The following is a 14,446-nucleotide window of genomic DNA, read 5'->3' as shown; positions in this document are numbered from 1 at the left end:
CGGATGGCATGGGCTCAGATGACGGGCGGTCGGCCGAGGCGGGTGAGCCGCCAGACCGTGCGCCACCGCATGGGCCGCCGGGGCCCGGCCGACTTGCGCACGCCTTCCGCGAACCCGCCGAACCAGGCCTTGAGCCCGCCGATCGAGCGGGTGCGCAGCAGGGTGACGGCGATCCAGACACCCAGGTGGACGGGGATGAGCGGGAGCGGAAGGTTCCGGCGGACCAGCCAGACGCGGTTGCGGGCGGTGACGCGGTAGTAGATCGCGTGCCGGGCGGGTGAGGTCTTGGGGTGCTGGAGCAGCAGTTCGGGCGCGTAGAGGATCTTCCAGCCGGCGTCGGTGGCGCGCCAGGCGAGGTCGGTCTCCTCGTGCGCGAAGAAGAACTCGGCGGGCCAGTCGCCGGTCTCGTCGAGCATGGCCATGCTGAGCGCGTGGCCGCCGCCGAGGAAGCCGGTGACGTACCCGCCCTCCATGGGGTCGGAGGCGCCGGGCCTCGGCACATGCCGTCGCTGGGTCTCGCCGTTCTCGTCGGCGATGCGGAAGCCGACGATGCCGAGGCGGGGGTCGGCGACATAGTGATCGCGTACGCCGCGCAGCACATCGGCGTCGACGAGCAGCCCGTCGTCGTCGAGCTCCACGACGACGTCGATGTCGCCGAACTGGCGCAGCCGCTCGAGTCCGACGTTGCGGCCGCCGGGGCAGCCGAGGTTCTCGTCGAGGTCGATGGTGGTGACCTCGCCGGGCAGGGCGAGGCGTTCGGCGAACTCGGGAAGCCGGCAGCCGTTGCCGACGACGACGATCCGGGCGGGCGCCAGGTCCTGCTTGGCGACGGACTCCAGCAGGGCGTCGACCTCGGCGGGCCGGTTGCCCATGGTCACCACGGCAACGGCGATCCTCGGCTCCACCACGTCGCTCAACCTCTTCACTCCGTCCGGCCGACGACGGCACTCTCCCGCGCTCCCGTCGCGCGACGCCCGTCATTCACCAAGATGTTGCCTCAGATACGGAGGTTGCCCGAACACCGGTTCACTTTGCGTCCAGTTTACGACGATTTTCCCGCCGTCGGACGAACTTCAGCCCCGACCAGTCCTCCCCCAGCGCCGCGACCTTCACATCGACGACACCGCGGGGGAGGAAGAGGTCGCGGAGGCCGTTCTCGGTGATGTCACTGGTGTGGCCGGCGGCTTTCCTGGGCCAGGCGATCCAGAGCATGGCGTGGTCGGCGAGGTCGTGCACCAGGGTCGGGGATTCGGCGGCGAGCTCGGCGTACGAGTGGTAGAAGGCGACGGTGAGATCGGCGTCGAGGGGCCCGCCGGGGGCGAGGTCGACGGCGTCGGGGAGGTCGGGCACGGCCCACCCGGTCGGCGCGTGCAGGAACCTGAGCCGGTGTCCCGGCTTGACACCGAGCTTCCTGGCGAGGGGGGTGCCGGAGTAGCCGCTCACGATCCCACCGTAACGCCGCCCCGGACGAGCGGCCTGAGTACGCCTACTCATGCCAAGCGCCACCGGCGCGGGGACGATGAACGTGCTGATGGACCGGTGGGAGGCGGGGGCATGGGTAGATTCCTGGGGGCGGTGGCGGCCGTCGTGGCGGCGGCTGCGGCGCTGGTCTTCGCGTACGTGGCGGGAGCGCCGCCGACGGTGGTGTTCGCCGTCGGGGCGGGCGTACTGAGCCTGCTGTGGCTGATGCTGCTGCTCACCGTGCCCTGGAACCTGTACTTCCGGGCACATGCCGTGCTCGCCGAGATCACGGTGAGCCGGGAGAAGGGGATGGAGATCTCCGAGGCCAGGGACGCCGAGGCCGCGCGGATCGCCCGCGCGATGCTCCGGGCGGCGGTCGCGGGTCACGTCGTGACGGCTGCGGTCGTGGTGGCGGTCACCTGGGCTACGGGTGAGTTCACGGGCTACTGGTTCGCCGCGTTCTTCCTCCTGAGCACCTTCTTCCGCCCGGCCGGCGCCTACTTCGCCCAGCTCCGGCGCCGCCTGGGCACCCTCCTGAAGGAGGTGAAGTACCCGCGGGACGACGTCGTGGAGCTGCGGGCCCGACTGGACCGCGCCGAGGCGGGGACGCGGGTTCTGGAGGAGAAGGCGGAGGAACAGTACAAGGCCCTCGCGGAACTGCGGCGCACCATGGACGCGCTGGCCCTGAGCACGCACGAGCGTGCCGAGGGCACGGACCGTCGGATGGCGGCGCTGGGGCGTGAATTCGAGTCCACGGTGAACCGACTGACCGACAATCAGGAGATCATCGCGGGGGTGAAGGCGTTCCTGCGGTTGCTGCGGTCGGACGACCTGGGCGGTGGGGCGGCGACGGGGGGTGGGGCTCCGGTCTCCGGGTGAGCGCGCGTTTGCCGAGAGCGAGGCCGTAGATACCGCTGGAACCGCCCGTGTCGGTGATGCGATCAGCCGGACAGGCCCTGGTCGTCTTCTCCGGCGGCGAAGAGGTCGTCGGCGGTGGTGGCGTGCACGGCGCGCTGGGACCAGGTGGTGAGCTGGTCGAGGTCGGTACAGGCCTCGACGCGGGCGCGTACCTGGTCGGGGACGTCGATGCCGCGCCGGCGCCGGATGTTCAGGACCATCTCGGCCCGCTCCTGGATCCGGCCTTCCTCCCGGCCTTCCTCCCGGCCCTCCTCCCGCCCCTCTTCTCGTCCCTCTTCCCGGCCTTCCGTGTTCGCCCTGGTCCCCCTGCTCATGGCCCGCACACACCGGGAGCGCGCCCTCACCCTGGCGGCGGCCGTGCCGTTCGCGGCCCTGGCCTACGCGATCGTCATACTGCCCCTTCAGGCAGCATCCGGTTGAGCGCGGGCGTCAGGCGGGCGGGGTGGCGAGCCAGTCGGTGAGGAGGGGTGTGACTTCGTCAGAGCATTCCACCTGCTCGGTTCTGCCCCCGTCATGGCTTCAGTCGTCCGAGTACCAACTCGCGGGAAAGGCGAATCTGCTCGCCCACGATGTCGGCCAACTCCTCGTCCGCGGCAGCCTGTTCGAGGGCGCTGAGCGCGCGGGCGTCCGGCCAGTTCGCAAGGTCGATCACTGCTTCGCACCGGGAGTCGAAGTCCTCTGACTCGTCCCGCAGGAGATCCGAAAGCCGCTGCGCCCGGCCGTCCCACGGTAGGTCGCGGGTCTTTGCCAGCCCTTCCCGAAAGACCAGAGGCGGCCGGTAATCGTGCACTTCGATGTAATGCAGCATCATCATTGGCGCGGAGTAGGTCTCGCCGTTCCGCAGGTAGTACCTGAATTCCCCGTTTCCCTCAAACGCCGATTCCTCCGGGCAGAAGTCGCATTCGTGCACACCGAGCGTCACACTTCCCAAGCGTTGTGACGCCGCCTTCAGCCGGGTGAGTTCAGCGATGGACAGGGGATGCTCTGCACCGCCCTGTACCCCATGCTCCCGCCCAAGCCATCCGATGCAGCGAAGGGGGAGAGGAAAGCGGGCGTACTCATACGGAGACAGATCGAGGTACTCCACGGACACTCCTCGTCATCACACCCGGGGGGGTGCCACCGAAGCGGCACCCCCGAGACCCGCAGATCAGTGCTGTGATCCTATTCCTGACCCCAGAGCCCTATCGTCTGAGGCTCCGGCAGGCGGCCCGGTGCACCCTGCCCATGCCGGACTCCAGCAGATCACTCAGCAGCGTCCGCTCCTCCACGACAGTCGCTCCGCCTCAGAAGGTGAAGCCCCTGCCGAGCGGTGCCAGCGTGTAGTTCGGGATGACGTCGCCGGGGCCGAACACCTCAAGCGGTTCCATCTGGGGGCTGCCCGGCCCGAAATCCTCATTCCCATCTCCCGAGAGATTGTCGTTGCGTGCTCCCCGTAGAAGGCGATAGACGTGCCTTCAGGAACCGTGATCGTGCCATTGGCGCCGTCGAACGGGCCGTGACCGTGGAAGACGGTCTCGCCGTCCGGACGGGAAAGCTCTTCTCCTCGAACTTCACCTTCACACCGGGGTGCTGAGCCTCGAACTCCTTGATCGCCTCCGCCCAGGCGACGCCCATCGCGCTGGTCGGGCCTTCGTAGTGCCACAGTCGCAGGGTCTGGGGATCGGAGCTGCCGCTGTCGTCCGTGCCGCCGCAGGAGGCCAGCAGCAGGGCACCCGCCAGGGCCGCCGCCGCACTCGCCACCGCACGCCTTCCTGCCGCCGACATCCTGTGTCTCCGGGGGAGTTCGGGATGGTTCTTCGGGCAGGAACAGCCGTCACGCGGCGTTCGACGAGGTCGTCGAGCCGTTTTGATGCATGACGTCGAAGCGCTTCGACGAGGGAAGGTAGGGGGCGGCTGTGACGCGCGTCAATGGGGCGGGTGGGAATTGGCCGGTGGTGTGTGCGGCGCGGGGGCCCGGCGTCCGGGGGAGCCGGGCCCGCGGTCGGGAGTGTGTCTACTCGACGGCGGCGAAGAGGTCGTCGGCGGTGGTGGCGTGGACGGCGCGCTGGGACCAGGTGGTGAGCTGGTCGAGGCCGGTGCAGGCCTCGACGCGCTCGCGCACGGAGTCGGGGATGTCGATGCCGCGCCAGCGCAGGATGTTCAGGACCATCTCGGCCCGATCCTGGACCCGGCCTTCCTCCCGGCCCTCTTCCCGGCCCTCTTCCCGGCCTTCCTCAGCCCACGGGTGCCGCCAGAAGTACTGCATCGCCGTCATCATGTCCCTCCACATCTGCCGGGCCTGGGCGTCCGCGCACGAGTCGACGAACTGCGCGAGCACCACGGCGGTCTCGCGGTCCAGGGTCCGCAGGGCGGCTTCCAGCGGTTCCAGTATCGCCGGGGCCTGCCGGCCGCGGCCGTGTGTCATGGCCGAGAGCACCGCAAGGGGTGGATCCTGTCTGGCCTCCCGCTCGGTCGCGATCAGCGGCACGTTCTCCGGCCCGAGGACGAACGGCCGGACCGTCAGCGAGGGCATGCCGTGCACGCCGAGGTGGATGGGCTCGGCCGCCCAGCGGGCCGTGGCCCTGCTCTGGGTGACGACGATGAGCAGCCAGCGGCTGATGATCCCGTCCTCGTATGTCCCTAGGTAGGCTGCCGGTCCGACCGGCAGCCCCTCCATCCCGCGTGCAGTTCGCGCCGAGATCGTCCGTTCGCGCCAATCTCCCAGTCGCTTTCCGGGATACTGCCGCCCACCCGAAACTGATCTTCCGTGGCCGCGCGCCCGACCGACAAATTTCCCGGCAGTCTGAATCACGACAGCATCGTGGTTCGGGAACACCGATCTGATGTCCCATCTGCGCCGTTCCGCAGCTTCGCTCATGGCTGCCACGAGATCTTGAACGGATAAGGCGTGAGCCGAACTTCCTATGCCCCGTAGCCAGGGGCAGCGATCAGGACCGACTCGAAGTAACGGCCCTCTTCGCCACCAGAATCTTCGGGAGTCACGCTCCTCCAGAGCCCGATGAAGACGTCGGGAGCCACAACGTTCAGTCCCTCGCCTTCGATCTCGATCCGGACCATTTCAGAGAGTCGCGAAATCACGACATCGGCAGGCTCTTCGAACAAGGACAATTCGCGGAATATGACCTGAACATCCTCTTCGGGCTTGAACAGCTCGATTGCTCGCACCACCCCGCGAGAGTCGAAATCCAAAGAGATCGACAACCCCGAGTCGTAATGCGCGAAACCTTTGTTCCTGACCTCCCCCGGGGCCGCCGGCACGAATTCCGGGATCTCGCGCAGGATTCGCTCAGCATCCTCGATGGGCATACCGATCACCAGGTCACCCATCCCCCGAGGGGGATCAAGATCAATCACCCTTTGCGCCTCCGGGGCACCCTCGTGGTCCACCTTTCAATCGCCGCGAGGTCGTCCACTGAGCACACCTACCGCACCCCTGGAGACTGCCGGAGCCTTCTTCACGGCACGCGTATGCGCGTCAACCTCCGGCAACAGTCCGCCCCCCTGACGCACCGCGCCCCAGGCCGAGACCTGAGGCAGGTACGGGGCTCACTGCTCCTCGGTCAATCCCACCGCAAAGGGAACCCCACGGATGAATTCCGCCATGTGTGCGTCGCCTTCGGACGAAGCCATCCGCTCGAGTAGCTCCCTGAACTCTTCGCGTTCGCTGTCGGTGTACTGAAGGAGCTCGTACCCCATGTGCTCCAGACCGCGCACCGCAGTATCGGGATCCACCTCGTCGGGCCCGCACTCCTCAAGCAGCATCATGGCCACCAGCATGGCCCTGACCAGGGGTTCCGGGTTCATATCACTGCCCAATCCTGACGACGATGGTGCTCACCTTGGCGTACTGCATAAACCTGTTCATCGCAGCGAGCGCCGTCGCGTTCGGCACCTCGTAGACAGGCGTTAGGCCATGATAGGCGGCTGTCGCAGCCTGCCGCCGCGCCAGGTCAACCGCTTTTTCCGTGAATCGCGGGTTGGTCTTGCGATCGATGATCTCAATTCCGTCAACGCCGTCGAACTTGGCAGTGACGACCGAGCCGTCCGCAGCCGGCATCTCCAACTGCGGCGCGAGGGCTCTTCTGCTACCAACCGCGGAACGTGCTCCCGAGGTCCCCGACTGGAACTCGTAGGCGTTACTCGGCATGCCGTACCTCTGCTGGCTCAGATCGCCGCCTTCCTCGACCCAGTTCGCCGTACTTTCGGCGTCACCGCAGTTGTGGACGAGGACCGGAGATGCTCCCGCCAGCACGTAGTACGTGTGCAGCATGCTGACGGTGAGGTTGTGGACCGTCGCGTCGAGCGCCGTCCACCGCTCGACCGCCGTGATCTGGACCAGAGTGCCGGCGCTGGTGCGCAGCCATTCGCCCGCCTTGAGGTCGGTCGCGTCGATCCACTCACCGAGCTCCGGGACCCAGAAGGGGTGGCCGTCAGTCGCGGTGACCTGGGCGGTTTTCGAGCCATTCCTGCCGTCCGTGTCGACGGTGACCTTGACCAGGTGCTTGACGCCCTTGCCCTTGATCTCTGCGGTGACCGTCTCCACCGTGGTCTCGCCCGTTTCCGGGTCGGTCGCCAGGACCTTGTCGCCCGCCTTGACGTCCTTGATGGCCTTGGTGGAGCCGTCGGCCATCAGGACCTTGGTGTCGGGAGTGAAGCTGTTGTTGATCGGGCAACTAGCGCCGCCCCCGCCGCCCGAGTCCTCCTTGCCGGATCCGTTGCGTGAGCCGCCGGACTTGTTCTCGGCCTTGCCGCCGCCTGCGGATCCCTTGTGCTGGGCCTGCGCACGGGCCTTGACCTGGACCGGGTTGCCCTTGGCGCCCTTCGAGCCCGTATGCGCCTTCTTCTTCACCGCCTCCGCGGCGCGTTTCGCGGCTTCGCGTGCCTTTCGTTTGGCTTCCGCCGCAGCCGCTTCCGCCGCCTTCTTCGCCTTGATCAGCGCCGCCTTGGCCGCCTTCGCCGCCTTCATGCCGATCTCGGCCACGCGCTTGGCCGCCTTGAACGCCTTGACCGCGCTCATGGTGCCCTTGAAGGCGCGCCACATCTTCTTGCCCTTGGAGAAGACGCTGGTCCACGGGATGGCGTCCATCAACAGGCTGCCGCAGGCCCACAGGTCGCCCTGGGTGAAGCAGCCGACGACGTCGTTCCAGCCGATGAACTCCTTGAAGACGGCCCAGCCGGTCGCGAGGATCACGTCGCCGATGGAGCGGTTCAGGGTCTTCTGGTACTCGGCGATCTTCGCGTCCAGCGCCGCGATCGAGGCGTCGAAGCTGGAAGCGGAGGACGTGAGACCGGACGGGTCGGAGTGGGTGACCGGGTTGTTGTTGGCGTAGGAGTAGCCGTTCGCCTGGAGCGGGTCGCTCTCGTCCAGGACGGGGTCGGCGGTGATGAAGCGGCCCGTTCCGGGGTCGTACTCGCGGGCGCCCATGTGGACCAGGCCCGTTTCGACGTCGTCGTCACCCGTGTGGAAGGCGGTCTTGGTGCGCATGGGCATGCTGATCGCCCGGTCCTCGCCCCAGGGGTCCTTCTTCTGGGCGCGGACCTGCATGCCGCCGTCGAGGCGGACCTCCGCGAGCGGGGTGCCGTTGAGGTCGCTGGCCTGGGCGTAGACGTGCTCGCTGACACCGGCCGTGGAGTTGACGCCTTCGCGGAAGCGGGTCACCGACGGGCCGCCGACGCCGGCGTAGGTCCGCTCGACGTAGACGACCTTGCCCGCCGTGGTCAGGGAGACCTTGGTGTCGGGCAGGTTCAGCACCGCGCCCGCGCTGGTGCGCTCCAGCAGGCGGTTGCCCATCGCGTCGTAGACGTACGTCGTCTTCGACGCGGGCTTCCACAGCTGGCCCGCCACCGTGGAGTTGCAGGCCGCCAGGGTGAGGTCGGTGCCGACCGTCGACGCGGAGGCCGCCAGGCACAGGCCGGTCGAGACGTGCTTGATCTGACCGGTGCTCAGGGTCTGCCAGCGCTGCGCCGCGACCGCGTTGTCACAGGCCTGGATCAGGGCCGCCGCGCCGGCCGCCGTGCCGTTGGGCTGGACGCAGCGCCCGCCGACCATGAGCTGGCCGATCGTGGCGTCCTCGACCGTGCCGTCACTGTTGGTGTCGGTGGCCTTGAGGCGGAACTGCTGCGACTTGTTGCCGTTGCAGACGTAGACCTGGATGGCGGTGCCGACCACGGTGGTGCCGCCGGCGAGATCCATGCACTGGTCGCCGACACCGATCCAGGCGCCGGAGCCGTCCGTGCCGAACCCGGTGACCGACTCGACCTTGCCGTCCCACGTCCAGGTCATCGTCTGCGCGGTGTCGCCGCCGGTGGAGCGGGTCTCCATCTCACCCGCGGCGTCGTAGGTCTGCGCGGAGCGGGTGGTCACCGCCGCGCCCGCCGCCGTCGTCGAGGCCGCGGTGGACGAGGTCAGTGTGTGGGGCTGGTCGTTCTTGGCGGTGTCGCTGGTGCCGTACTTGTAGGAGGTGACGACGTCACCGGTGGTGACCCGGGTGCCGGAGGTGAAGGTCGGGTCGGCCTTGTAGACGGTCTTCGTGGTGCGGTTTCCCAGGACGTCGTAGTCGTAGGACTGCCAGTAACCGTCGTTGTTGGAGGAGACGTTGACCGTGTTGTCGGAGTAGACCGGCTCGGCCGTGGTCTTGCCGGAGGCCACGCAGGCGCCGCCGCCCGGCGTCGTCCACGCCTCCTTCAGCTGACCCAGCGTGTCGTACTTGAAGCACTGCTGGTCCGTCGTCGTGCCCATCCGGTCCGCGACGGAGAGGACGTTGCCCGACGGGTCGTAGGAGTAGGAGCGCTTGCTGACCTCGCTGCCGGGGACGACGGTCGTGTCGGTGGCGCTCTCCCGGACGAGCCTGCTGGTGAGCAGCTCACCGGTGGACTCGTTGAAGGTGTTCTCCTGCCACAGGCGGTGGCCCTGCTCGCCGATGGTGGAGCGCAGCACCTGCCCGTAGGGGGAGTAGGAGGCCTCGGAGGTGTACCAGTCCTTGCCCGACACCGAGGTCGGCAGGCCCGCCTTGTTGTAGCGGGTGATCACGTCCTCGGCGTCCAGGCCGCCGGCCGCCGGGGTCGTGTACGTCTCCAGCTGGCCGTCGGCGTTGTACTTGTAGCTGTACTTGTACTGGGTGGCGAAGCCGTCGGCCGTCAGGCCCGCGGTGGACCCCGGCGGCAGCGCCGTCGTCATGTCGGTCGGCTGGTAGTCGGCCGTGTAGCCGCCGATCGTCGTCGTGTACGCCTTGCCGTCGGTGTAGCGGGTCGCCGAGGCGAGCTGCCCCTTGCCGCCGGTCGCACCGTCGTAGGCGTACGTCTGGGCGAGGGTGGAGGTCGTGGCGCCCTTCGGGGTGACCTTGACCTGCTCCACACGGTTCAGACGCTCGTAGGAGTACGCGACCGTCTGACCGCGCGCGTCCGTCGCCTTGTCCACCCGGCCGTACGCGTCGTAGTCGGTGTGCGTGGCGCCCGTGTCCGGGTCGGTGGTGTCCGTCACCCGGCCCAGCGCGTCGTACTTCCACGTCCGCGTGTTGCCGACGTCATCGGTGGACGTCACCATGTCGCCGCGCAGGTCGTAGTCGTACGTCGTGCTGATCGCGTCGGCCTCGGACAGCGAGGTGTCGGAGAAGGTGTCCTGGCGGGTCGTGCGGCCCAGCGCGTCCGTCCACACCCGGGACGCCGGGGTGCCCTTCGGCTGGCGCACGACCGTGTAGTCCAGGGCGTACTCGTAGCGGGTGCGGCGGTCGGTGGTGGTCACCGTCTTGCCCGCGTTGGTGAACGACTCACCCGTCTGCGGGTACGAGGAGTGCACCGGCGTGACCGTCAGCACCCGGCCCAGACCGTCGTACGTGTACGCCGTCGCGTTGGGGACCAGCGACTCCGAGGCCGGGACGACCAGCTCGGTGCCCGGGTCGCCCTCCATGTAGTACGCGTTGCGGGTGTAGCGGACCTGGCCGGCGCTGTTGTGCAGGGTGTCGGTGATCAGACGGCCGCCGTCGACCGCCGGGGTCTGGGTCTGACGTTCGCGGCCCAGACCGTCGTAGATCGCGGTGGACTTCTCGTACTTTCCGTCGCCCGCAGCAGTGCTGGGATTGTCGGAGAGGGACTCTGTCACCACCGACACCGGCTGCTTCGGGTCGATGTTGTACGTGTACTTGACCGTCGGGTCGTCGGTGACGGTCTGGGTGGCGTCCCAGGCGGCGACGGCGCGGCCCAGCGGGTCGTACTCGTACGTCTCGCTGCGGCCGTTGGCGTCGGTCGACGTGATCGTGGTGCCGCGGCCGGGCTCCAGCGTCGTGGTGTCGGTGAAGCCCGCGACCACGGCGCCGTCGACGACCTTGTTGCCGGTGACCGTCTCGATCTTGTAGACCTGCCCGCTCGACGGCGAGTACGTCGTCGTGTTGTACACGCCGGTCGGGTCGGTGACCTTCGTGACCCGGCCCGTGGAGTCGTACTCGGTGCGCGACTCGGGGTTCGTCGTCTCCCAGCCCGTGCCCGCGCCGGTCGGCGCCTCCGTCCGGGTGACCAGGCCCTTGGAGGGCGTGGCGGTGGACGAGGTCGCGCCGTCGTAGAACATCCGCGAGCCGCTGACCAGCGTGGCGGCGGTGGAGCTGGACAGGTCGGTGGAGCAGGTGCTGGTGCCGGTCGTGGTGACGGTCTGGGCGACCAGGCCGATCAGGTAGTTCGTGCCGGAGGTGTTGTGCACGTACGAGGTCGCGGTGCACGACTCGTCGCCGGAGACGGCGGTGTCGCCGTAGTCCTTGACCTTCGTGGGCAGACCGTATGTGGGGTCGTACTCGGTCTCGGACGTGATGGTGTGCAGGGTCAGCTTGTCCGCGGCCTGGCCCGAGGCCTTGGAGATGGTCGAGGTCTTGCCGAGCGTCACCCGCTCGGAGGTCACGTCGGGGCCGTCGGTGCGGTTGCGGGTGGCCAGGCGGACCGGGGCGTCCGGGATGTTGATCGTGCGGGCGACCCAGCCGGTGGCGGTGTCGGCGGAGGTGTCGGGGTAGGTCAGCGACTCCGCGACCATGCCGGCGTAGGCCTTGCGGTCGGTCGCCAGGGTCGCACCGGTGATGTCGGTCATCACAACGGAACGCTTGACGTCGTCGGAGGACTTCTCCGGGGTGTCGTCGGCCAGGACGTCGTCGTTCATGCCGCGGAAGTAGCGGGTGACCGACTTGGAGGCGACGCTGCCGCCGACCGCGTCCGTGGTGCCGGTGGTCGTGGTGACGACCGGGTAGCCGCGGAAGTCGTCCCAGGTGCGCTTCTTCGGGCGGGAGAACTCGGACTGGCTCTTGGCCCACAGCGCGCCGTCGACGGCGTCGCTGTCGGTGTCGTACGTGTACGTCGTCACGATGTCCTGTGCGTCGGCGAGACGCGGGAACTCGGTGATCTTGCTGACGACATACTTGTGGAACCAGGAGATCCGCTTGTCCTCCAGCTCACCGTCGGCGTGCCAGTACGCCGGGTAGCACAGGGAGTGGTTCCTGTCGATCGTGGGGCGGTCGGCGCCGGTGAGGCACTTGCCCTCGGGCGCCTTGTAGTCGACGTGGGTGCGGCCGCCGTACTCGGAGACGACGTCCTGGATGCGCAGCCGCGCGAACAACGGGTTGGTGTCGGAGGAGCCGTTCTTGACCCGGTTGGGCAGCGGGTTCTCGTTGTGGCCGAAGGAGACCGGGTTGAGGCGGTCGGTGGAGCCGTCGACGGCGTAGCCCGTGCGGCTGATGGACTCCAGCCACAGCGCGGTGTACTCACCGGTCAGGTTCCAGGGGAAGGACTGCTTCAGGCCCCAGGAGTCGACCTTGGACAGCGAGGTCGTGGTCGCCGAGTCGCCGTCGAGGCCGCAGGCGTTGCGCTGGCCGGTCTCGTTGCCGTCGGCGTCCGAGGTGTACTCGGTCAGTGTCACGCCCTGCTCGCGCTGGGTGCAGGCGTCGACGGAGGCGAGGCGCTTGCGGGACCAGAAGGTGGGGGCGTACGTGGTGCACTTCTTGCCGCTCGTGCAGGCGAGGTCGGCGGGGGTGTCGAACCAGGGGCGGGTCTGGTCGGACTGCTTGGAGTCGAAGTTGGTGTTCGAGCACGCCACGTTCAGGGCGGGGTCGTCGAAGCAGCGCTCGCGGGCGTTGAACTTCACCCGGCCGAGCGGCTCGGTGGAGAAGAGCGTGGTGGCGCGCTGTCCGTAGTCGATGTGGGAGAGGTAGCCGGCACGGTCGTAGGAGACCGCCTTGGCCTCCTTCATGTTGCGCGCGTAGGCGTTCTTCTCCTTCTCCCACCACAGCGACATCGCGTTGCCGGTGCCGTCGACGACGTAGTCGAGCTGGAAGCGCCAGCCCTGGTCGCAGAAGGAGTCCTCGAACTTCGTCGCGTAGCAGGGGTCCTCGGAGTGGTTGCCCGCGACCGGCACGTTCAGCACGGAGTTGGTCTCGGGCTTGCCCGAGGTCCAGCCCGGCAGCCGGTTCAGTCCGAAGTAGTACTGGGTGCCGTCGTCGGTGGTGACCCGCCAGAACTCACCGTTGTTGTCACCGTTGTTGGAACCGTCGATGCCGGTGAGGGCCTTGTAGTCGGCCGCGGTCAGCAGCTCGACGCGCATGTTCTCGCCGCGCGCGCCCTTCCACTCCTTGGTGGTGTCGTCACGCACCAGCTCGATGGTCGTCCCGTTCAGCGACAGGACCGCGTTGTACGAGCCCCAGCACTGATCCCCGGTGAAGTGCTTGGCGTTGTTGGCGTCGGCGGTGTCGGCGGCGCAGCCCACGAACGTGCGGGTGATCGAGCCCGGGTTGTAGTCCCAGCCCTCACCGACCCAGGAGACCTGGTTGTTCGTGGAGGACGTACGGCCGTCCGAGGTCTGCGAGTTGTAGCTGAGCGTGACGTTCGGCGCCGGGCCCGCCGGGACCTGCGGGGCGGCCATCGTGTACGAGTAGCTGAACGCGCCGGAGGAGCCGCCCGCCGTCCAGGAACCGGCCGAGACGATCGGGCTCGCCGAGAAGTCACCGCCCGCGCCCGCGCCGTAGGAACTGCCCACGAGCAGACCGCCGCCGGAGGAGTCCGCGATCTGCCGGACGGCACTGGCCGCGTCCTCGTGCCAGACGGCCGAGTCGACGCTGCCGGAGCCGGTGCTCACCGCGCTGTTCGCGGTGGACGTGGTGCCGGAGACCGACGCCAGGTCGGCCGTGTCCAGGATGACGTTGACCAGGGTCTCGGGGACCTCGACCGTGGTGTCGGTGGACCCGCTGACCTCGTCGGAGGCGCCGTCCTCACCGGTGTCCGCCTCCGAGCCCGAGGAGTCACCGGCGTCCAGGGCCACCGTGGCGGTGTCGCCGGTGCGCTCGACCTCGGTGGTCACCGGGATACCGGTCGAGCACGCCTCGTCCTCCGGCGTCGTCGCGTAGCACGCCGGCATCAGCGTGAAGGACAACCGGTCCAGCCACTGGGCGCTGTAGGTCTCGGCCAGCTTGGTCGCGTCGATGGAGACCACCGCGTCACCCGTGGCCGTGTCCGGCGCGTCCACCGCGAGCAGGAAACCCTGCGCGCCGCTCGCGACTGCGTCGGCCTCGGGTGCGGCGGCGACGCTCCACTGGCCTTCGAGGGCGTCGGCCTCGGCGGAGGTGGCGCCGTCGGGGGCGCCGACACCGATCGACATCGTGCCGTCGGCCGACTTCGCGACCTCGGTCGTGCCGCCCGCGGTCACCGTGTCGACGGCCTTGGTGCCGGAGGCGGCGGGCACCTCGGCGACCGCGGCGGGCGTGTACGCCTGCGCGGGGTCGGTCGCGGCGGAGCCGGAGAGTTCCTCGAGGTTGTCGGTCAGCGTCTCGTCGACCGGGACGGCGTCCGTCTCCTGGAGGTCCTCCAGCTCGACAGCCGTACGGGGGTCGCTGGGGCCGAACGCCACAGCGCTCGGCAGCAGGGTGACGTTGAGGGCGAGAACCAGTCCGGCGACGACACCGAGCCGCGTTCTGCGACGAACCAGACGCTCACGCGGCGATCTCGCCAGCGAACCCCTGCCGCACCAGGACAGCACCGTATGCACGGCCAAGTTGACCTTCCCCCGTCACAAACCGACACACCATCAAAAATGCTCAAAGCG

9 protein-coding genes and 2 pseudogenes are annotated in these 14,446 nt (G+C 68.5%); 1 reads left to right on the top strand and 10 read right to left on the bottom strand.

The window, feature by feature from the left end; genetic code table 11:
- Positions 1-14 precede the first annotated feature (14 nt).
- Together ACYQ8Q_RS25995 and ACYQ8Q_RS25990 are read right to left on the bottom strand one after the other, a co-directional pair.
- Positions 15-908 (bottom strand): glycosyltransferase family 2 protein, encoded by an 894-nt coding sequence (locus ACYQ8Q_RS25995; protein WP_460073489.1) that lies wholly within the window; start codon positions 906-908, stop codon positions 15-17.
- A 118-nt stretch (positions 909-1,026) separates the two neighbouring features.
- Positions 1,027-1,443, bottom strand: coding sequence for a DUF3052 domain-containing protein (locus ACYQ8Q_RS25990; RefSeq protein ID WP_460068215.1), 417 nt, complete (start codon positions 1,441-1,443; stop codon positions 1,027-1,029).
- Between the two features lie 111 nt (positions 1,444-1,554).
- On the opposite strand from ACYQ8Q_RS25990, the gene ACYQ8Q_RS25985 reads away from it, so the two are divergent.
- Positions 1,555-2,340: a hypothetical protein gene (locus tag ACYQ8Q_RS25985; protein WP_460068213.1), complete on the top strand. Its 786-nt coding sequence runs from the start codon at positions 1,555-1,557 to the stop codon at positions 2,338-2,340.
- A gap of 62 nt (positions 2,341-2,402) precedes the next feature.
- Here ACYQ8Q_RS25985 and ACYQ8Q_RS25980 read toward each other — a convergent pair whose 3' ends face one another.
- The 8 genes and pseudogenes from ACYQ8Q_RS25980 to ACYQ8Q_RS25945 all read right to left on the bottom strand — a co-directional run bounded on the left by ACYQ8Q_RS25980 (position 2,403) and on the right by ACYQ8Q_RS25945 (position 14,389).
- Positions 2,403-2,693 carry a hypothetical protein gene (locus ACYQ8Q_RS25980; RefSeq protein WP_460068211.1) on the bottom strand — a complete coding sequence of 97 codons (291 nt, stop codon included), beginning with the start codon at positions 2,691-2,693 and terminating at the stop codon, positions 2,403-2,405.
- 197 nt (positions 2,694-2,890) lie between these two features.
- Positions 2,891-3,466 (bottom strand): DUF7919 family protein, encoded by a 576-nt coding sequence (locus ACYQ8Q_RS25975; RefSeq protein WP_460068210.1) that lies wholly within the window; start codon positions 3,464-3,466, stop codon positions 2,891-2,893.
- Between the two features lie 162 nt (positions 3,467-3,628).
- Positions 3,629-4,024 carry a putative adhesin gene (locus ACYQ8Q_RS25970; RefSeq protein ID WP_460068209.1) on the bottom strand — a complete coding sequence of 132 codons (396 nt, stop codon included), beginning with the start codon at positions 4,022-4,024 and terminating at the stop codon, positions 3,629-3,631.
- Positions 3,913-4,146: pseudogene (locus ACYQ8Q_RS25965) on the bottom strand (carbohydrate ABC transporter substrate-binding protein); the annotation flags it as partial. The gene ACYQ8Q_RS25970 and the pseudogene ACYQ8Q_RS25965, both read right to left, overlap by 112 nt.
- A gap of 229 nt (positions 4,147-4,375) precedes the next feature.
- Positions 4,376-4,969, bottom strand: a pseudogene (locus ACYQ8Q_RS25960) (hypothetical protein); the annotation flags it as partial.
- 314 nt (positions 4,970-5,283) lie between these two features.
- Positions 5,284-5,709: a hypothetical protein gene (locus ACYQ8Q_RS25955; RefSeq protein ID WP_460068207.1), complete on the bottom strand. Its 426-nt coding sequence runs from the start codon at positions 5,707-5,709 to the stop codon at positions 5,284-5,286.
- Positions 5,710-5,928: 219 nt separating this feature from the next.
- Positions 5,929-6,186: a hypothetical protein gene (locus tag ACYQ8Q_RS25950; RefSeq protein WP_460068206.1), complete on the bottom strand. Its 258-nt coding sequence runs from the start codon at positions 6,184-6,186 to the stop codon at positions 5,929-5,931.
- Position 6,187: 1 nt separating this feature from the next.
- Positions 6,188-14,389, bottom strand: a complete 8,202-nt coding sequence (locus ACYQ8Q_RS25945; protein ID WP_460068204.1) for a ricin-type beta-trefoil lectin domain protein — start codon at positions 14,387-14,389, stop codon at positions 6,188-6,190.
- Positions 14,390-14,446: the final 57 nt, after the last annotated feature.

It is taken from the genome of Streptomyces sp. YKOK-I1 (assembly GCF_054660435.1).
This window is presented reverse-complemented; position numbering and strand designations above follow the sequence as displayed.